Genomic DNA, 18,249 nt, shown 5'->3' on the forward strand with positions numbered 1-18,249 from the left:
CAGATTGATGGTTGCACGTCACCGGCAAAAAACACCATAAAAAAGGCCGTCTTTTCAGACAGCCAAATTAACTTTAATATTTAACGAAATTAGCGAATTGCGATAGTTTTGGAAACTTCCTGATTTTTAGATTTAACAACGAAAGTTAATTCTTTACCGAAAGTTTTAGCGGTGTTAAATTTTTTCACAAGCTTAGCTTTATCCGTAAAAGTTTCGTTATACAGTTCTTCATTGTATTCATTTAGAATCTGAACTTCTACCGGACCATTATCGGCATTATCCAAAGAAAGCGTTAAAATCGATTTCTCCTGAACAAACACAGGTTTAAGCAACTGAGTGATTTTTGGTGCCGAAACTACAGCTTTGTTGTTCGCAATTACGATTGTGTAACTCGCAAGTTTAGCACCAGATTCTACGTTAAGTAAATATTCTCCGTTTGGCAGTGCGCTTAAATCATAACTCTTTGAAGCAGCACCTGAAGAGTGAATGTTCTCTTCAAACAAAACCTGATTATTTAATTCTCTGATAGAAAGGTTAACATCTGAAGCTTCGTCGATGCTGAAACGGATTGTTTTTGCCTCGTCAGTTTTCACATTCAGTGTATAAATGCCGTCGTTTGCGTATGTTACTGAAGCCGTGAACATTGTTGCTGCAAGAAGGCTGATTTTTAGTAAATTTTTCATAATCAATAATTTTTATGGGTTTGTAATTATTTGATGATGCTAAGATACTCGTGTTTTAAAGGCTAAGGCGATTGAATATTCTCCAATTAGTATGCTATATTAACCTTAAATTACCTAATGTGATACTAAATAAACAATTAAGCATAATTTAATGGTTAAATTTGGATATAAATGAAGAAAATAAGACCAAGTTTTGAAGTTGTTGAACCATCATTTGGCAGCTCTTTTTATTACTCGAAATATATAGAGAATGAAAACAACAAAGCCCACCTTTGGCATTACCACCCTGAAATTGAAATGGTATTTGTAAATGGCGGTGCTGGCAAGCGGCAAATCGGCAGCCATGTGTCCTATTATACGGATGGCGATTTAATTTTAATTGGAAGTAATTTGCCGCACTGTGGCTTTACCGACACCAGCACTGGCAATAAAACCGAGGTTGTTGTGCAAATGAAACCGAACTTTTTAGGCACGGAATTTTTAACGCTTAAAGAAACAAAAGGCATTGCAAATTTATTTGAAAAAGCAAAATACGGAATTGCCTTCGGAAAGGACACCATGAAGCTCGTTGGACCGGCATTGGAAAAGATGCATAACGCCTGGCCGCTTGAAAAACTGCTGGCCTTGCTTGGCGTACTGCGGGAATTGGAGCAGGCTTCTGATTACAAACTTTTGAATGCACAAAATTTTTCCCTGGAGTTGCAGGTTCAGGATAATGATCGGATTAACATGATTTTCAATTATGTTAAAGACCATTTTTTGGAGGAAATTAGTTTGGAGTACGTTGCAGATATGGCCAGCATGACTGTTCCATCGTTTTGCCGCTATTTTAAAAAGATAACAAAAAAGACTTTTACCAAATTTGTGAATGAGTATCGCATTGTTCACGCATCGAAACTTTTAGCAGAAAAACCAACAACGATTTCAAACATCTGCTTCGAAAGTGGTTTCAATAACTTTAGTCATTTTAATAAATTGTTCAAAGAATTTACCGGAAAGAGCGCTTCACAATATAGGAATGAGTTAAAAGCGGTAATTAAATAGGAGATTAGTGAAAAACCATCCAATTCAAATTTGAAAAAACTTTAAGTAAATCAGCTTGGTTATCATTTGTAGTAAATTATTTCTTATGAAAAACCTAAGTAAATTCGACTGGCTTATAATCTTCCTGTTAATTGCAGTATTCATAACAGGCATTTTCGTTTATCAGCTTCGTAACGAACCCCTGAAAAACGGAACTCTTAATGGATACCCGATGTAAACCGCGATTTAGGCCGCAAAAAACGGTTCGGTAAGTTTAGCCTGGCCAACTTTTCAACATTCAAATTTTCGACATTTTAACTCCGTAAAATTTTCCTATTTTCGTGCCGATGGAAAATTTTATTGTTTCTGCCCGTAAATATCGCCCCGCAACGTTCGAAACCGTTGTTGGTCAGCAACATATTACCGGAACATTAAAAAATGCCATCAAAAATAATCAGCTTGCGCAGGCCTTCTTGTTCTGCGGACCACGGGGCGTTGGTAAAACAACCTGTGCACGTATCCTTGCGAAAACCATAAATTGTACCAATCCTACGGCCGACATGGAGGCCTGCGGCACCTGCGAGAACTGCGTGTCATTTCAAACCGGCCATTCATTTAACATTCACGAACTGGATGCGGCATCAAATAATTCTGTTGATGATATCCGTAGCCTGATTGAGCAAGTTAGAATACCACCACAAGCCGGAAAATACAAAATATACATCATTGATGAGGTTCACATGTTATCTCAAAGTGCATTCAATGCCTTTTTGAAAACACTTGAAGAACCTCCTTCTTATGCTATTTTTATTTTAGCAACCACAGAAAAACATAAAATCCTGCCAACAATCTTATCGCGTTGCCAGATTTTTGATTTCAATCGCATTCAGGTTGAAGACATTTCGACCCATTTGGCAACGATAGCACAACGTGAAAACATTGCTTTTGAAACCGACGGATTGCACATTATTGCGCAAAAGGCTGATGGTGGCTTAAGGGATGCCTTATCCATGTTCGACCAGATTGCGAGTTATGCAAATAAGAACATTACTTATAAAGCGGTAATTGATAACCTTAATATTTTAGATTACGATTATTTTTTTAAACTTACTTCTTATTTAACCTCGGCGGAAGTGAGCAACACATTACTGTTATTTGATGAAATTTTAAATAACGGTTTTGATGGCAATAACTTTATCAACGGACTCGCAACGCATTTTCGTAACCTGCTGGTTGGTAAAGATGCCGCAACGATTAAACTTCTGGAGGTTAGCGAAAACATCAAACAAAAGTATCTTGAACAATGTCGCCAAACGGAACTGTCGTTTTTACTTACGGCTTTAAATTTGGCCAACAGTTGCGATTTAAACTACAAAAATTCTAAAAATCAGCGCTTGCAGGTAGAGCTGGCACTGATAAAAATGTGCCATATCCGGTCAGTCGTCCAGCTGGCGCAGCAACCTATAACTACTAATAACACAGCAACTGACCAAGATCAGGATAAAAAAAAAACTGATGTAAGTAAGGTTGAAGGTGCAAAATTAACGGCTGAAGGTAGTCAACAGCCTTTTTCGGCTTCGCCACAACAGGTATCTCCACCTGCCCACGACGCCAATGCTAAACCGTTTGCTACAAACGGAAAACCTGCTGATACGCCGAGACTTGCAACCATACCGCCTGCAACGTCGATAAGCATAAATATCCCGAAAGCGAATCCGGCAAGCACCCTTATTCCATCGCTGAATGATTTGGAGCGTGTTGCCAGTGGCGAAGAAGATTCAGGCCCAAAAAAAGTTACCGGTGAGGCAAGAGAAAACTTTACCTATGAAAGATTGCTGGAAGTTTGGAATAACTACATCCAGATTTTAAAAGCCGCCGATAAAATTAACCTGTTTACCATTTTAAATAATTTTGCACCCACGTTACTCAATCCGGAGGTTATCCAAATCTCTGTAGAAAGCAAAACGCAGGAGCAGTTTGTGCAGAAAGAATCTGTAGAGTTGCTAAACTACTTACGAAATGAGCTAAAGAATTTCGGAATTGAGGTTACATACAAACAAATGGAGCGGAAAATTGAAAACCGGCTTTACGGTAACCGGGAGAAATATGACTATCTGGTAAATAAAAATCCGAAACTTGATGAGCTTAGGCGCCGCTTCAATTTAGATGTAAATCCATAATTCTCCTCATAAAAAAAGCAGGAACTTCTCCCTGCTTCTATATCATTAACAAACTAAAACAATCGGTTATTTCAACGGCTCGTCATTAATTGGATAGCCTTCCTCGTCCAAATCGTCGCGGTTGTCTTCTGGTGTGCGGGCTAAAATTTCATCCTCAGCACTTAACTTCACACTTTCGCCATTATCTACATGCATGCCCAGCTCCTCTAAATTATCGTCCGCAATTTCTTCATTTCTCGCATATTCATCACCAACGTATGGATTTGCTTCATCGTAAGTCGAGTCATCATCAACAGCACCGGCCGATACAGTTTCGTAGCCCATTGGATGGTCGTAATCCTCGTCCTTGCCTTTTACATCAAATTCATAGCTTTGCTTATGCTCATCAAAAGATAAATTTTCTTTATTGATTTCGCTGTTTTCTGTTGTGCTGTGTATTTTATCTTGTGAGCCTTTATTTTCGTTCGTATTCATTTTTTTATCTCCTTTTTTATTTAGAGATATAACAAGCATAGGCCAGTATGGTTTTTTATCGAGGTAATAAATCCACCAATTAGTATAAAATTTAAAGTTGCCTCGGCTGATTTGTCAGTTAATTAACCGGAAAAATGAAATTAAACAAACATATCGTGTTATAAGCGTTGAAGATGTGTTTGTCCGATTGAGAAATAAGCAAGTTACCATTGAAAATTTTTAAATTTAGGCCGGCAATATGGAGAAACTCAAAGCACACATTAAGGACATCACAAACATCAGCGATGAAGATTTTGAGCACATCAAAACTTTTTTTACCTTGAAAAAGGTGAAAAGGCATCAACATCTGATTCAGGAAGATGAGCAGGTAAAATTTGAGTTTTTAATTCTCAGTGGCGTTTTCAGAGCTTTTTACCTTGATGCTTCCGGGAAAGAACATATTATTCAGTTTGCTACAGAAAACTGGTGGCTCTCTGACTATGTTGCATATTTTAAACAATTGCCTGCCAGCACAAACGTGATTTGCATGGAGGCTGGCGAGGTGTTGTGCCTTACGCTTGAAGGACGTGAAAAATTATCGGAAAACCTTCATGGTATGGAACATTTTTTTAGGGTGAAACTCACTAATGCATACGTGGCACAGCAGAAAAGGATTGTAGCCTTGTTATCCAGCAACCCGCAAAAACGGTTTGAAGAATTCGCGAAGCTTTACCCCGATTTGATGCAGCGAATTCCCAAAAAATACATTGCAGAGTACCTCGGCGTTAGTCGCGAAACACTTAGTCGACTCTACTCAGCCAATAAATAAAAATTGTAAGTGTGATTTCAGTCACACTTTTTTTGTGACTTGCCTCCTTTAACCGAGGCATGTTGATGTGCTAGTTTTGAATCAGAAAACAAAAACACTGATCATAAACATTAAAGTCATGAAAAAGAACATTTTAATTATTGTATCAAATGCGCACGAAATAGGCGCAAGCAAAAGAAGAACCGGCATTTTCTTACCAGAAGTTGCGCACCCATATGCTGAATTTGAAAAGGCAGGTTACACTATCGACTTTGCGAGTTTAACTGGCGAAACACCTTACCTGGATGCCGTGAACCTCGCAAACGACCCGGCAAACCTTGCATTTTTAACAGGTGAAGGTTGGGCAGCCATGCAAAAAGCAACGAAACTTTCGGAAGTGAATGCAGGTGTGTACGACGCTGTTTTTATTCCCGGCGGATTAGCACCAATGGTTGATATGGCAGAACATCCCTTGCTTAAAAAAATACTTGCAGAAACTTACGAGCGCAATGCGGTTTTGGGTGCGGTTTGCCACGGTCCGGTTTCATTATTAAATGTTAAGCTTAACGACGGCTCTTACCTTGTAAACGGCAAAAACGTTACCGGCTTTACTAATGAAGAAGAAGAAAATTATGCAAAAGCAGATGTCCCTTTTTTATTGGAAACAGCGCTGACTGCCCAGGGCGCAATCGTTCACGCGGCGACGCCATGGTCTGAAAATAGTATTACCGATGGAAACCTGGTAACGGGTCAAAATCCTGCCTCAGCTAAGGCTGTAGCAGAAAAAATGATTGAAATATTAGAACTGGTTGAGGCGTAATCTTATCAAAAAGGAAATGAAAAATCAAAATCCAATCCATGTATTTGCCACATGGAAAGTTAAAGAAGGAAGCGTAGAATCGGTATTAGCGTTACTGGAAACTGTATCAGCCGAGAGTGTTAAGGAACCTGGAAACCTGTTTTACAGCATCCATCAAAGCATTGCCGATACAAATACCATCGTTTTGTTTGAAGGTTATGAAAATGAAGCAGCAATAGACGAACATCGGGACTCCGCACATTATAAAGATTTAGTTGTCGGGAAAATTCTTCCTTTGCTGGATAGCAGAGCCGTTGTTCTCACAAAGCCTATCGGCGTCTAATTAAAAACAAAGAATGGTTTAAATAAAAAATCCCTTCCGAATCAGATTCGGAAGGGATTTTTAGCTATTCGTATTTTACTTATAAAGAAGCCAGTGTATCATTTAAAGTTGCACTTGGTCGCATGGCTTTACTTGCCAAATCATCATTTGGGTTATAGTAACCGCCAATTTCCTGAGGCTTGCCTTGTGCGCCAATTAACTCTTCATTAATTTTGCTTTCGTTTTCTGTTAAAGCTTTTGCTAAAGGTGCAAATCTAGCCTGCAGTTCAGCATCTTTTGTTTGTGCAGCTAATGCTTCTGCCCAATATAAAGCCAGGTAAAAGTGAGAACCACGGTTATCAATTGTGCCTAATTTTCTGCCGGGAGATTTATCAGTAGCAAGAAATTTTGCATTCGCCTCATCCAGTGCATCAGCTAAAGTTTGTGCTTTTGCATTGTTTTGAGTTTGCGATAAATGCTCTAAAGATGCCTGAAGCGCTAAAAATTCGCCTAACGAATCCCAACGCAGGTAACCCTCTTCGATAAACTGCTCAATGTGTTTCGGAGCAGAACCACCAGCACCGGTTTCGAATAAACCACCACCATTCATTAAAGGAACAATAGAAAGCATTTTAGCTGATGTTCCCAGTTCTAAAATCGGAAACAAATCTGTAAGGTAATCACGCAAAACGTTGCCCGTTACAGAAATGGTATCTTCACCTTTACGAATGCGTTCCAAAGTAAATTTCGTGGCTTCGATTGGCGCAAGAATGCGAATGTCTAATCCTGTCGTATCATGATCTTTCAGGTAAGTATTTACTTTGGCAATGATTTCCCTATCGTGGGCTCTTTTTTCATCTAACCAGAAAACCGCAGGCGTTTCTGATAAACGGGCTCTGTTTACAGCCAGTTTAACCCAATCCTGAATTGGCGCATCTTTAGTTTGGCACATGCGGAAGATATCGCCTTTCTCCACTTTTTGGTCGAAGAATAGTTTACCAGCTGCGTCGGTTACACGGATTGTTCCGCTGGCTGTAGCCTGAAAAGTTTTATCGTGAGAACCATACTCTTCCGCCTTCTGAGCCATTAAACCAACATTTGGAACCGATCCCATGGTCGTTACATCAAAAGCACCGTGTGTTTTACAATCTTCGATTGTTGCTGTGTAAACACCGGCGTAACAACGATCGGGAATTAATGCGATGGTATCCTGAGGTTTACCTTCTGCGTTCCACATCTGGCCAGAGGTACGAATCATTGCCGGCATGGAGGCGTCTACGATAACATCAGATGGCACATGTAAATTTGTTATGCCTTTATCAGAGTTTACCATGGCCAGTGCCGGTCCATTTGCAATCGCTCCGGCTAGGGCTGCTTCAACTTCTGCCTGTTTAGGGTTGCCTGCAATTTTTGCATAAACGTCACCCAAACCATTACTTGTATCAACATTTAATTCTTTAAACAGATCAGCATATTTCCTAAAAACATCTGCAAAATATACCTCTACAATTGCCCCGAAAATAAGCGGGTCTGATACTTTCATCATCGTCGCCTTTAAATGCGCAGATAATAAAACGCCTGCTGCTTTCGCTTCCTCAATTTCTTTGGCAACAAAAGTTTTCAATGCCGATAGACTCAGTGCAGAACTGTCGATCACCTCACCTGCCTTTAAAGGTGCAAGGGCTTTCAATTCTTTTACGGTGCCATCTGCAGCAACAAACTCTATTTTAAACTGCGTTGCATCTGTAATGGTTACAGATTTTTCCGAGCCATAGAAATCACCTTCGCTCATGCTTGCTACTTTAGTTTTAGAATCTGAAGACCATTTGCCCATAGAATGAGGGTTGGTTTTAGCATAATTCTTAACTGCTTTAGGCGCTCTTCTATCTGAGTTACCTTCTCGTAAAACTGGGTTTACGGCCGAGCCCAAAACCTTCGCATATTTAGCTTTTATCGCTTTTTCTTCCTCGCTTTGCGCATTATCCGGATAGTTTGGAATTGCAAAGCCCTGAGATTGTAATTCAGTAATTGCATCAACCAATTGTGGAATAGACGCTGAAATATTTGGCAATTTTATAATGTTTGCTTCCGGCGTTGTTGCTAAACTACCAAGCTCTGCCAAAGCATCTCCAATTTTTTGGTCCTCATTTAAATACTCGGGAAAGTTTGCCAAAATTCTTCCCGCTAAGGAGATGTCTCTGGTTTCTACATCAATACCTGCTGACGCGGTAAAAGCCTGCACAATAGGTAACAACGAATAGGTAGCCAGCATTGGCGCTTCATCTGTTTTGGTATAGATGATTTTTGATGTATTTGACATAATATATTTGATTTTTACTAATTATTTGATGAAACAATGGAATTTTATCTAGAAATCCCCTTTTTTAAAATCGCCTAAAGATAAAAGAATCGATTGAATTAAGGAACATTGCATTGTTATTTATCCTGCAAAATCCGTTCATTTCAGACCTAAACTCATACTATTAATTTAATTTTCCATTTTTTGTACATTTAACAAATCTACTTTAAAACATGCTCCGAAAATGAAGAATTTCATCCTTGCTTTAATTTTTTTGCTCCTAATTTCACAACATACCTTCGCTCAAAAAGGCTGACTTATCAGTAGCTGTAAATTCCGGTTGGTTTAGTTATAGCGGTCCGGGGGCAGCTGCCACAAGTTATTTGAATACAAATACTGTAAGCGGTCAAGAATTTAACTACACTAATAATCCCTACGGACGAGGATTTACATTGAGTTATGGAATTTCTTTGAATTCAAAATATATTTTTAACAGCAGCTTACTTGCCGGTTTTGATCTAGGCTTTGAAAGATTAAGCGCTAAAACAAAAATCATTCGTGTTTCTAATGTGAATCCAGCTGGTTTTGCCGCAGATTTGTCTGCTTCCGGGCAAACATTTTTAAATGCAAATGCGCTGATTCTGCATCCAAACGTTGGCTACAGATTTGGAAAAGGAAAAACAACTGTAGATTTAACCGGCGGTTTAGACTTGGCTTTAATATTAAATATCTATGAAAAAGGTGATGCTTTAGCTGCTAACGACAAAGAATATTTTTCTGATAAAGACCGTAAAACGATAGGCACGGATATAAGAGCGCGTTTACAGTTAGCCGTCAATCTTAAAAAATTTGGCATATACTCCGGTTATTCGTTTCGATTAGCGAACTTTAAACGAGATCTTATCGGCGGGCTAAATGAGGCTGTTCATGCCAGAATGATAAGATTTGGGATTACTTACAGGCTACTTTAACAAGTTCAAATCCGTCAAAACATACTTTCCTGTTTGCTGTTGTAATGGAGTAACAATCAATTCTATTGCTCAATAATAACTGTATGAAAAAAGACATTATATATGTGACCTTGATTTCATCGGCGGTATTTGCCGGTTGTCAATCTAAATCGAATTCAGCAAATGGTTCAGATAGCCTTGCTAATGACACCACCGTAAAAACCTATACTGCAGATTTGGCACTTCCTGCGCCGGATGAAAAGGCTGCGAAAAATAAGTTTAGCAAGGTAATTGGCTGGCCCGAAAATAAAATGCCGGTAGCACCTGAAGGTTTCACGGTAACCAGATTTGCTTCGGGCATTAAAAGCCCACGAAATACATACATAGCCCCGAACGGTGATGTTTTAGTTGCCTTGAGCAATTCGGAAAGAAGCGCAGCAGAATCAGTTGCGGGCGCAGTTACCGGCAAATCAAAATCTGAGGTTCCGGGGAAAAGTTCCAACACAATATTATTGTACCGCGATGCTGATAAAGATGGAAAAGCAGAAACGGTGACAACGTTTCTAAACGGATTGAACCAACCTTATGGCATGCTAATTATAGGCGACAAATTTTATGTTGCCAATACCGATGGACTTTTACAATACCCATATAAGAGCGGCGACACCAAAATTACCGGAAATGGTAAGAAAATTTTGAGTTTGCCTGCAGGTGGCTATAATAACCACTGGACAAGAAATTTGCTGACTAATGCTGACAGAACGAAAATATACATTACCGTTGGCTCTGGCAGTAACGTTGGTGAAAACGGAATGGAAAATGAGAAACGGCGTGCAAATATTCTTGAGGTCAATCCTGACGGAACCGGCGAAAGAATTTACGCAAGTGGCTTGCGCAATCCGGTTGGCATTGATTGGGCACCTGGCACCAATATGCTTTGGACAGCAGTTAACGAACGGGACGGATTAGGCGATGAACTTGTTCCGGATTATATTACAAGCGTGAAGCAAGGGGCTTTTTACGGATGGCCGTTCTCCTATTATGGTCAGAATGAAGATCCCCGCATGAAAGGTAAAAACCCTGACCTTGTAAAAAAAGCAATTGTTCCCGACGTTCCAGTCGGCTCGCATACCGCTTCTTTAGGATTAGCATTTTATAAAGGCAACAAATTTCCTTTAAAATATCAGGGTGGTGCATTTATTGGTCAGCACGGCTCCTGGAACCGTTCTGCCTTATCAGGATATAAGGTCGCCTTCGTGCCTTTTAAAAATGGCAAACCAATTGGTAAACCAGAAGATTTTTTAACAGGATTTATCGCGGATGCTGATAAAGGCGATGTTTATGGCCGCCCGGTTGGCGTGACCTTAACGCCTGACGGCGCACTGCTCGTGGCCGATGATGTGAGTGGAATTATATGGAAAGTAGCAACGAAATAGTACAATTCTAAAAAGGTATTTGCAGGTTATTTGTAATTTTGTCAAGTAGTCTGCGAATTCATTTTTGTAACCATTTTTAAGATAATCTGATTGAAATTAACTGCTTCCATAATTTGCGTGTGTATTGCATTGACCGCCAAAGCCCAAAATACCGTTACCGATTCTGTTAAAAAACTGAATGATGTTGTTATCAAGGGTTATTATAATTCACAGCCTATCATCCGGTCAGTATCTGCAGTAAGTTTAATTGATAGCAATTTAATTAAAAACCAGCCTAATACTGCTTTAGTAAGCGCGTTTAATTCGGCTGCAGGGGTGCGGATGGAAGAGCGCTCGCCAGGGAGTTATCGTTTATCGCTCCGCGGAAGCTTACTGAGGTCGCCTTTTGGCATTCGAAACATAAAGATTTACCTAGATGATTTCCCATTAACAGATGCGGGGGGGAATACTTATTTAAATCTTTTAGATGCGAGCGCTCTGGGTGCGGTAGAAATTTATAAAGGACCTGATGCCAGCATTTTCGGCGCAAACACAGGAGGCGCTGTTTTAGTAAGTACGCCTGAAATAAATAACAAAATTGAAGCGTCGCTGAGTGGTGGGTCTTACGGTTTGTTGCATCAAACGGCGAGCGTACAGCACCGTTTCAAGAATTACAATTTCAGCTTTATTCAGGGTTATCAAAAAAGTGAAGGGTATCGGGAGAACAGTGCTTTGGACAGAAAGTATTTTCAAACCACGCAGGAATGGAACTATAATCCATCGGGATTTCTAAAAGCTTTCGTGTTTTATAGCGACTTGTTTTACAAAACGCCAGGCGGTCTGACCGCAGCGCAAATGGAACAAAACCCAAAACAGGCGCGACCAGCCACGCCAACGATACCTGGCGCCGTCGCGCAGCAGGCTGCTATATACAACAAAACGGCGTTCGCGGGCCTTTCCAATACTTACCAAATCGACAAAAACTTCAGGCACGTAGTTGCGTTGTTTACTTCATACACTGATTTTAAAAATCCATTTATAACCAATTACGAGAAGCGATACGAGCGCACTCTAGGTTTAAGGACATTTCTAGAATTCGCCCAAAATACCAGCACTTTCAGATGGAATGCACAAGGCGGCTTAGAAAGCTCAGACACCAGAACGCAGGTTAAAAACTTCGGGAACAATGCCGGCGAGCCTGCGGACATTACGGCAAATGATGACCTAACCGCAAAGCAAAACTTTGCTTTTTTACGATTCAACTTCGACATACAAAGTAAGTTACTCATTGAAGTGGCATCTAGCATAAACTTTTTTAACTACAATTACGAGCGTTTTTTCCCGATGCTCGTGGCAAAACAAAAGCGAACGTTTGCAGAACAACTGATGCCGAAGTTTGCGGTTTCTTATTTACTGAAGCCTGAACTATCAATCCGACTTTCGGCCAGTAAAGGCTATTCGCCCCCGACCCTTGCCGAAGTTCGTTCGTCCGATAATACGATAAATAACAACCTTGAGGCAGAAAAAGGCTGGAATTATGAAGCCGGATTACGTTTCAAAACGATGAATAATCGATTCTATGCGAATGCAAATTTATACCACTATGCCCTGGATGAGGCCATTGTCAGACGGCTAAATGCTGATGGCTCAGAATATTTCATTAATGCGGGTGGTACAAAACAAAAAGGAATTGAGTTGGAAACGAGCTTTTGGCTGATCCAAAACGGTGACGACCTTTTAAAAAACCTACAATTTCGCAGCAATTATACTTATAACCACTATCGATTCGAGAATTTTAGCAGCGGTAATGATAATTTTTCCGGCAATAAATTAACCGGTGTGCCCGAAAATGTATTGGTGAGCAGTTTGGAAATGGCATTTAAAAATCATTACTACCTATTCGTCCAGCATAATTACACAGACCGAATTCCCCTGAATGACGCAAATACAGCATTCGCTAGAAAATATAACCTTATTGAGGTAAAAGCCGGGAAAAGAAATATAAAAATCGCAAGCGCTCAAATGGAGGTTTTTGCTGGAATAAACAACTTACTTAATGAAAATTACAGTTTGGGAAATGACCTGAATGCAGCGAATAACCGGTTCTTTAATCCGGCTGCGACGAGAAATTTTTATATAGGATTTTCGGCAAAACTTTAAATGGTTTTTTGGGATAGATGCATCTCATAAAACATTTACATTGATTACCGGATGATAACGGAACTGACAATAAAATGATGACCTTAGAAATGTAATGCTAAACAACCACTAAAAAAGGCGATGGACAATCACGGCAACAAATTGCCTTTGAGTAAAAATTTTTAACAGCTATTTTTTTTTGGAAATCCAGGAAATATAAATTTTATTGACGCTGCATCTGTTACATATGGAAAATATCCTTCACGATGAAATAATTAAAACGGTAGATTTAGCCAGATTTGAATGTCTTGTAAACCCGTAGAACGAATTAAGCACCTTATGATCTTAAAAAAGTAAAGGAGCAATGTGACAGATATTTTCGTCGTTGCAGGTTCTGGTTGACAATTTAGCAAGACCGCTAGTACGAATTTACCTCCACCGACCAAAACTGTAAATTCAGCACCAGTTCTAAATTAAAAAATACGAAAAGGAGCTTTTTATTTTGATTATCTTCCCCAACGCGAAGCCCCACTACTTTAGCTAACTTTCATGATAACCCTCAAACCAACAGTCAAAATATTTATTTTAATCCTACTATTATGGATAGGTGGACATTTGACTTTCATAACTGTTGACGGCTTGAGAGACAAAAAAATGCGAGCCGACCTCGCTGTCGTTCTGGGCAGCAAGGTAAATGAAGATGGAACGCTTTCGGTAAGACTTGAAAAACGTATGGAATGTGTCGTGAACGTCTATCGTTCCGGCCGCGTAAAAAAATACTAGTAAGTGGTGGACTTGGAAAAGAGGGGTTTTATGAGGGCGATAAAATGAAAGCGTATCTAATAAAAAAAAACGTGCCTGACAGCGTTATCTTCGTGGACAATTTCGGCAATAACACACTCGCAACGGTTAAAAACACAATTAAATTGACAGACAGTTTGCACTTTAAAAGTATTCTTGTTATTTCACAGTATTTCCATCTGACCAGAACCAAAATGCTGTTCAGAAAAGCAAATTTTCCAAACGTGAGCAGTATAAGTCCACGATATTTTGAATTCAGAGATTTCTACTCATCCTTCAGAGAGTTCGTTGCTTATTACACAGAACATCTTGGTTAAGTAGGTAAATTTCTTTGCTACCAACATAAGGGTTAAGGAGCGCAGATTTAGGGTGCGCATGGTACAATCAGAAAATCAAAACATCCGGAAAGCAAAGCGAAGGTTTTATACAAACTTACAGCCAAAGGAATTGATTTGTTGCCCATTATGATTGAAATAAATTTGTCGGCAGAGAAGTATTTTACACTTCCTGAAGAACGGAAAGCGTTACTAAAAGATGTCAAAATAAATAAAGAGTTATTCATAAAAAACGCAATCAGCGATTTAAAAAAGTTTCCAGCTGATTCGTAAACCCCATTATAACGCCAAGAAAACGTTCTTTGCTGCCTCCTACTTGCGCATTTTCTACTACAGAAAAATAAAGGCAAAATATCACCTTAAAAATTTGCGAAACCGAATAGTTGCATATATATTTGTGCAACCGAATAGTTTCGTAAATTCATTTTCGATGAGAAGAGATATTTTCCAGGCCATAGCCGACCCAACCAGAAGAGCAATTATAACCTTAATTGCCTTACAGGCAATGACACCCAATGCGATAGCCGAAAATTTCAACACAACCCGCCAGGCAGTTTCCAAGCATCTTCGCATTCTAAGCGAATGCCAGCTGGTAAAGCAGGAACAGCAAGGCAGGGAAATTTATTATTCGCTTGAAATTGAGAAAATGCAGGAAATAGATAAATGGATAAATGAGCTGAGAAAGATTTGGGAAACGAGATTTAACCAACTAGATGATGTCTTATCAATACTAAAGAAACAAAACAATGAAAAATAAGCTATTATTTGATTTTACTGTCGACAAGAAAACGAAAACAGTCGTTATAAATCGCGAATTTGATGCTGAATTGGATTTGGTGTGGGATGCCTTCACTAAGGCCAACTTGCTCGACCAATGGGTGGCACCAAAGCCCTGGAAAGCTAAAACGAAATATATGAATTTCGAAGTCGGTGGGAAAAGGTTTTATGCAATGGTTAGTCCGGAAGGCCACGAGCGTTGGTCGATTCAGGAGTACACTTCTATAACGCCCAAAACCAATTTTAAAATGCTCAATGCCTTCGCAGATGAAAATGAGCGGCCAGAACTGCCTGGTTCTGAATGGAACTACAATTTTGCGGAGCAGGATGGCATTACCAGCATAAATCTTACCATTTATAATGAATCTCTGGAGCGTTTAGAGCGAATGATTGACATGGGCTTTAAAGAAGGCTTCACTGCTTCTGTCGAAAATCTGGAAAAATTACTTAGTGTCTCCGCTAAGTAATAGTACGCAATACTTGATAAAAAACAACCAATTTTAACCAAATAAAAACAGAATCATGGCACTTATTAATCCACACATTAACTTTAACGGCAATGCCGAAGAAGCATTTAATTTCTACAAAGCAGCTTTCGGTGGCGATTTCACAAGAATTATTCGCCTGAAAGACTTGGCTACAAATGACTTTCCGGTAGCGGAAAACGATGCCAACAAAATTATGCACATCGCCCTGTCAATTGGCGCAAACACACTAATGGGAAACGATGTCCCAGAGGCAATGGGCCGCGTGGACGAAAATGAAAACAGGTCGAAAATATCGGTCAGCGCAGAGAGCCGCGAAGAGGCAGAGCAACTTTACAAAGCACTCTCAGCAGGCGGAAATATTGAAATGCCACTGGCTGATAGTCCGTGGGGGTCTTATTTTGCGATGTTTAGAGATAAATTCGGCATTGAATGGATGATTGACTTTGCAAGTGAAAGCCAGGCTTAGAGGCTGAAAGTTTTTTTGCTTGTGTAAATTTCGTTAAAAATTTAAGCAGACTTTATTTTAATTTAGTTTTATAACTGGCCTATTTTGAGCAGTTATAAACTTACATAAATGCACACATAGAGAGATGGAAAATATCCAAATTGTAAAAATTGCTTCGGAGGATGTTGAAGCGCTGCAAAGCATTGGAAAACAAACGTTTTCAGAAACTTTTTCGGGAACGAATGCAGCGGAAGATATGAACGCCTACCTTGAATCTGGCTTTGCTCAGGAAAAGTTAAGCGCTGAGCTGGATAATCAAAATTCGGAATTTTATTTTGCGACACTGCAAAATGAAACCATTGGCTATCTTAAAATTAATTACGGCAACTCCCAAACAGAGCTGAAACTCAAGAATGCGGTGGAGATTGAAAGAATCTATGTTCTTAAATCGTTTCATGGAAAAAATGTTGGTCAACTTTTATACAATAAGGCCATTGAAATTGCGAAGAGTAGAAATGCAGATTACGTTTGGTTGGGTGTATGGGAAGAAAATCCAAGAGCAATAAGCTTTTACAAGAAAAATGGTTTTGTCGCCTTCGATAAACATATTTTTAGGTTGGGAAATGATGAACAAACCGATATCATGATGAAACTTTCATTAAAGACCAGTAGCGAATAGTTGTAGTTCTAAATAGGTAATTCGAAGACTAAAGCCTTATGCAAGAAACATCGAAGACGCCATTGCAACACTAAACCAAAAGGAAACAAAGGGAATTACCGGTTCAATTTAACGCGATGGATATCGAAACAGTCGTTTAAAAAGAGTTAGCTTTTAATTGCCCTTTTATTAAATTTATGGTTTAAAAGCTTTAATAACAATAATATGGAATCAAAAACTGCAAATGATGCTGAGCGCCAAACGCGGATATTCTACCACGGAACCAAAGCAGATTTAAAGATTGGTGATGCCATTGTGCCGGGATTTAATTCAAATTATGGCACAAATAAAAATGCCAAATCTGTTTACCTTACGGAAACGATTGATGCGGCCACATGGGGTGCAGAACTGGCTTCTGGCAGTGCAACCGGTCGAATTTACATTGTTGAACCAACTGGTTTTATCGAAGATGACCCAAACTTAACGGATAAGAAATTTCCAGGAAACCCAACAAAATCATACCGCAGCAAACACGCAATTAGGGTTGTTGGCGAATTGCTTAAATGGGAAGGACACTCGCCTGAACAGCTAAAACAAATGAAGGAGCATTTAGAAAAGCTAAAAGCATCAGGCATTGAAGCGATAGAGGATTAAACATTGAATTGAAGTTGTAAGCGCAAACATTAATAAAGGTAACGAATGAAAAAATTAACAGCAGAGCAGCAGGAAAATTTGACTAATATTTTGAAGTTAAGATTTGAGCAAAACATGAACCGCCATAAGGATGTGGCGTGGAATGACGTGGAAACAAAGCTTAAAATTAACAACGATAAGTTATGGTCTCTTAATGAAATGGAAATTACCGGAGGAGAACCCGACATTCTAGATTACGACGCCGCGACAAATGAATTTGTCTTTTTTGATTGTGCTGTGGAAAGCCCCAAAAACCGGCGAAGCTTTTGCTACGATGGCAAAGCGCTTGAATCAAGAAAGGAAAATAAGCCGAAAAATAATGTAATTGATGTGGCAGGCGAAATGGGCATAGAACTGCTGGACGAAAAAAATTATCGTTACCTGCAAGAATTTGGAGCTTTTGATACAAAAACCTCGAGCTGGATTTTGAGTCCGCCAAATATTAGGGCTTTGGGCGGTGCACTTTTTGGCGACAGACGTTATAACCAGGTATTTATTTACCACAATGGTGCAGAATCTTATTACGCCGCCAGAGGATTTCGTGGCTTGTTGAGGGTGTAAATAAAAATATGAAAACTGCTGTTGAAACTTAGCGTTTGCGGCAACGAAAATGAAACCAAGGCATTTGCGTTAACCTTATGGATGCTATGCATTTGGCTTAATGAAGTCGCCAACTTTAGTAACCATATCGTCGATGATGTTGTACTTAATGTTGAGCCAGTTTTTTTCTGTTGGTAAGTTATTAATGAGTAAAGCGGTTCTAGTGGTTTGCAATTGAGGGAAATTCCTCAGCACATTAAAAATTTCTTCAAAATTTTCAGGCTCATAAGCGGTTAGCATTTCTGCCCTATGTATTAAATTTTGCAACGATTTAAGATAGGATTGATTTTTCATGTTGTAAGGTTTGTACAAATTTAGTTTAGATTTAGCCCAACTGAAACCGTAAAAACACCCTTTTTACCCGAATAAATGTCAATATTA

At 39.3% G+C, this 18,249-nt stretch carries 21 protein-coding genes; 17 read left to right on the forward strand and 4 right to left on the reverse strand.

Annotation, left to right across the window (positions count from 1 at the left end):
- Positions 1-89: 89 nt before the first annotated feature.
- Entirely contained in the window at positions 90-683 is a 594-nt protein-coding gene (locus ASG14_RS12310; protein WP_056871349.1) for a hypothetical protein, read from the reverse strand.
- 171 nt (positions 684-854) lie between these two features.
- On the opposite strand from ASG14_RS12310, the gene ASG14_RS12315 reads away from it, so the two are divergent.
- The 3 genes from ASG14_RS12315 to ASG14_RS12320 all read left to right on the forward strand — a co-directional run bounded on the left by ASG14_RS12315 (position 855) and on the right by ASG14_RS12320 (position 3,886).
- Complete coding sequence (locus ASG14_RS12315) at positions 855-1,727, forward strand: AraC family transcriptional regulator (protein ID WP_056871350.1); 873 nt, start codon at positions 855-857, stop codon at positions 1,725-1,727.
- Positions 1,728-1,812: 85 nt separating this feature from the next.
- Entirely contained in the window at positions 1,813-1,944 is a 132-nt protein-coding gene (locus ASG14_RS20610; RefSeq protein WP_255352798.1) for a hypothetical protein, read from the forward strand.
- Between the two features lie 109 nt (positions 1,945-2,053).
- Positions 2,054-3,886: a DNA polymerase III subunit gamma/tau gene (locus tag ASG14_RS12320; RefSeq protein ID WP_056871351.1), complete on the forward strand. Its 1,833-nt coding sequence runs from the start codon at positions 2,054-2,056 to the stop codon at positions 3,884-3,886.
- A 66-nt stretch (positions 3,887-3,952) separates the two neighbouring features.
- Here the strand turns inward: ASG14_RS12320 and ASG14_RS12325 are convergent, their stop codons facing one another.
- A complete protein-coding gene (locus ASG14_RS12325) occupies positions 3,953-4,360 on the reverse strand; it encodes a hypothetical protein (RefSeq protein WP_056871768.1) in 408 nt (135 codons plus the stop codon).
- A gap of 238 nt (positions 4,361-4,598) precedes the next feature.
- Between ASG14_RS12325 and ASG14_RS12330 the strand changes: the two genes are divergently transcribed.
- The 3 genes from ASG14_RS12330 to ASG14_RS12340 all read left to right on the forward strand — a co-directional run bounded on the left by ASG14_RS12330 (position 4,599) and on the right by ASG14_RS12340 (position 6,289).
- Positions 4,599-5,168: a Crp/Fnr family transcriptional regulator gene (locus tag ASG14_RS12330; RefSeq protein WP_056871352.1), complete on the forward strand. Its 570-nt coding sequence runs from the start codon at positions 4,599-4,601 to the stop codon at positions 5,166-5,168.
- A 118-nt stretch (positions 5,169-5,286) separates the two neighbouring features.
- Positions 5,287-5,967 carry a type 1 glutamine amidotransferase domain-containing protein gene (locus tag ASG14_RS12335; RefSeq protein ID WP_056871769.1) on the forward strand — a complete coding sequence of 227 codons (681 nt, stop codon included), beginning with the start codon at positions 5,287-5,289 and terminating at the stop codon, positions 5,965-5,967.
- 16 nt (positions 5,968-5,983) lie between these two features.
- Positions 5,984-6,289 (forward strand): putative quinol monooxygenase, encoded by a 306-nt coding sequence (locus ASG14_RS12340; RefSeq protein WP_056871353.1) that lies wholly within the window; start codon positions 5,984-5,986, stop codon positions 6,287-6,289.
- 79 nt (positions 6,290-6,368) lie between these two features.
- Here ASG14_RS12340 and ASG14_RS12345 read toward each other — a convergent pair whose 3' ends face one another.
- Positions 6,369-8,588 carry an NADP-dependent isocitrate dehydrogenase gene (locus ASG14_RS12345; RefSeq protein WP_056871354.1) on the reverse strand — a complete coding sequence of 740 codons (2,220 nt, stop codon included), beginning with the start codon at positions 8,586-8,588 and terminating at the stop codon, positions 6,369-6,371.
- 362 nt (positions 8,589-8,950) lie between these two features.
- Here ASG14_RS12345 and ASG14_RS12350 point away from each other — a divergent pair, with 362 nt between their 5' ends.
- The 11 genes from ASG14_RS12350 to ASG14_RS12400 all read left to right on the forward strand — a co-directional run bounded on the left by ASG14_RS12350 (position 8,951) and on the right by ASG14_RS12400 (position 17,829).
- Complete coding sequence (locus tag ASG14_RS12350) at positions 8,951-9,538, forward strand: hypothetical protein (RefSeq protein ID WP_157274912.1); 588 nt, start codon at positions 8,951-8,953, stop codon at positions 9,536-9,538.
- Positions 9,539-9,621: 83 nt separating this feature from the next.
- Positions 9,622-10,953: a sorbosone dehydrogenase family protein gene (locus tag ASG14_RS12355; RefSeq protein WP_056871356.1), complete on the forward strand. Its 1,332-nt coding sequence runs from the start codon at positions 9,622-9,624 to the stop codon at positions 10,951-10,953.
- A 90-nt stretch (positions 10,954-11,043) separates the two neighbouring features.
- Positions 11,044-13,092 (forward strand): TonB-dependent receptor, encoded by a 2,049-nt coding sequence (locus ASG14_RS12360; RefSeq protein WP_056871357.1) that lies wholly within the window; start codon positions 11,044-11,046, stop codon positions 13,090-13,092.
- 633 nt (positions 13,093-13,725) lie between these two features.
- A complete protein-coding gene (locus ASG14_RS20615; protein WP_255352799.1) occupies positions 13,726-13,854 on the forward strand; it encodes a hypothetical protein in 129 nt (42 codons plus the stop codon).
- 44 nt (positions 13,855-13,898) lie between these two features.
- The gene (locus tag ASG14_RS20705) at positions 13,899-14,189 is read left to right on the forward strand and encodes a YdcF family protein (protein WP_369817228.1); all 291 of its coding nucleotides are present in this window, start codon (positions 13,899-13,901) and stop codon (positions 14,187-14,189) included.
- Positions 14,190-14,637: 448 nt separating this feature from the next.
- Positions 14,638-14,964: a helix-turn-helix transcriptional regulator gene (locus ASG14_RS12375; protein WP_056871770.1), complete on the forward strand. Its 327-nt coding sequence runs from the start codon at positions 14,638-14,640 to the stop codon at positions 14,962-14,964.
- On the forward strand, positions 14,954-15,451 hold the full coding sequence (locus ASG14_RS12380) for an SRPBCC domain-containing protein (RefSeq protein ID WP_056871359.1): 498 nt from the start codon (positions 14,954-14,956) through the stop codon (positions 15,449-15,451). Before ASG14_RS12375 ends, ASG14_RS12380 begins: the two co-directional genes overlap by 11 nt.
- Before the next feature lie 55 nt (positions 15,452-15,506).
- Complete coding sequence (locus tag ASG14_RS12385; protein ID WP_056871360.1) at positions 15,507-15,938, forward strand: VOC family protein; 432 nt, start codon at positions 15,507-15,509, stop codon at positions 15,936-15,938.
- Positions 15,939-16,062: 124 nt separating this feature from the next.
- Complete coding sequence (locus ASG14_RS12390) at positions 16,063-16,596, forward strand: GNAT family N-acetyltransferase (RefSeq protein ID WP_056871361.1); 534 nt, start codon at positions 16,063-16,065, stop codon at positions 16,594-16,596.
- Between the two features lie 204 nt (positions 16,597-16,800).
- Positions 16,801-17,229 carry an NAD(+)--rifampin ADP-ribosyltransferase gene (gene arr, locus ASG14_RS12395; RefSeq protein WP_056871362.1) on the forward strand — a complete coding sequence of 143 codons (429 nt, stop codon included), beginning with the start codon at positions 16,801-16,803 and terminating at the stop codon, positions 17,227-17,229.
- A gap of 45 nt (positions 17,230-17,274) precedes the next feature.
- Positions 17,275-17,829 carry a DUF4256 domain-containing protein gene (locus tag ASG14_RS12400; protein WP_056871363.1) on the forward strand — a complete coding sequence of 185 codons (555 nt, stop codon included), beginning with the start codon at positions 17,275-17,277 and terminating at the stop codon, positions 17,827-17,829.
- An 84-nt stretch (positions 17,830-17,913) separates the two neighbouring features.
- On the opposite strand, the gene ASG14_RS12405 is transcribed toward ASG14_RS12400, so the two are convergent.
- On the reverse strand, positions 17,914-18,162 hold the full coding sequence (locus tag ASG14_RS12405) for a hypothetical protein (protein ID WP_056871364.1): 249 nt from the start codon (positions 18,160-18,162) through the stop codon (positions 17,914-17,916).
- Between the last annotated feature and the right edge of the window lie 87 nt (positions 18,163-18,249).

The sequence above is a fragment of the Pedobacter sp. Leaf194 genome (assembly GCF_001423945.1).
GTDB lineage: Bacteria > Bacteroidota > Bacteroidia > Sphingobacteriales > Sphingobacteriaceae > Pedobacter.

What these genes read in the sequence shown, in the direction of transcription:
- ASG14_RS12390 (WP_056871361.1), top strand. Translation starts at nt 16,063, where the DNA reads ATGGAAAATATCCAAATTGTAAAAATTGCTTCGGAGGATGTTGAAGCG.
- ASG14_RS12315 (WP_056871350.1), top strand. Translation starts at nt 855, where the DNA reads ATGAAGAAAATAAGACCAAGTTTTGAAGTTGTTGAACCATCATTTGGC.
- ASG14_RS12335 (WP_056871769.1), top strand. Translation starts at nt 5,287, where the DNA reads ATGAAAAAGAACATTTTAATTATTGTATCAAATGCGCACGAAATAGGC.
- ASG14_RS12320 (WP_056871351.1), top strand. Translation starts at nt 2,054, where the DNA reads ATGGAAAATTTTATTGTTTCTGCCCGTAAATATCGCCCCGCAACGTTC.
- ASG14_RS12355 (WP_056871356.1), top strand. Translation starts at nt 9,622, where the DNA reads ATGAAAAAAGACATTATATATGTGACCTTGATTTCATCGGCGGTATTT.
- ASG14_RS12345 (WP_056871354.1), bottom strand. Translation starts at nt 8,588, where the DNA reads ATGTCAAATACATCAAAAATCATCTATACCAAAACAGATGAAGCGCCA.
- ASG14_RS20705 (WP_369817228.1), top strand. Translation starts at nt 13,899, where the DNA reads ATGAAAGCGTATCTAATAAAAAAAAACGTGCCTGACAGCGTTATCTTC.
- ASG14_RS12385 (WP_056871360.1), top strand. Translation starts at nt 15,507, where the DNA reads ATGGCACTTATTAATCCACACATTAACTTTAACGGCAATGCCGAAGAA.
- ASG14_RS12330 (WP_056871352.1), top strand. Translation starts at nt 4,599, where the DNA reads ATGGAGAAACTCAAAGCACACATTAAGGACATCACAAACATCAGCGAT.
- ASG14_RS12375 (WP_056871770.1), top strand. Translation starts at nt 14,638, where the DNA reads ATGAGAAGAGATATTTTCCAGGCCATAGCCGACCCAACCAGAAGAGCA.
- ASG14_RS20615 (WP_255352799.1), top strand. Translation starts at nt 13,726, where the DNA reads ATGCGAGCCGACCTCGCTGTCGTTCTGGGCAGCAAGGTAAATGAAGAT.
- ASG14_RS20610 (WP_255352798.1), top strand. Translation starts at nt 1,813, where the DNA reads ATGAAAAACCTAAGTAAATTCGACTGGCTTATAATCTTCCTGTTAATT.
- arr (WP_056871362.1), top strand. Translation starts at nt 16,801, where the DNA reads ATGGAATCAAAAACTGCAAATGATGCTGAGCGCCAAACGCGGATATTC.
- ASG14_RS12405 (WP_056871364.1), bottom strand. Translation starts at nt 18,162, where the DNA reads ATGAAAAATCAATCCTATCTTAAATCGTTGCAAAATTTAATACATAGG.
- ASG14_RS12400 (WP_056871363.1), top strand. Translation starts at nt 17,275, where the DNA reads ATGAAAAAATTAACAGCAGAGCAGCAGGAAAATTTGACTAATATTTTG.
- ASG14_RS12380 (WP_056871359.1), top strand. Translation starts at nt 14,954, where the DNA reads ATGAAAAATAAGCTATTATTTGATTTTACTGTCGACAAGAAAACGAAA.
- ASG14_RS12325 (WP_056871768.1), bottom strand. Translation starts at nt 4,360, where the DNA reads ATGAATACGAACGAAAATAAAGGCTCACAAGATAAAATACACAGCACA.
- ASG14_RS12310 (WP_056871349.1), bottom strand. Translation starts at nt 683, where the DNA reads ATGAAAAATTTACTAAAAATCAGCCTTCTTGCAGCAACAATGTTCACG.
- ASG14_RS12340 (WP_056871353.1), top strand. Translation starts at nt 5,984, where the DNA reads ATGAAAAATCAAAATCCAATCCATGTATTTGCCACATGGAAAGTTAAA.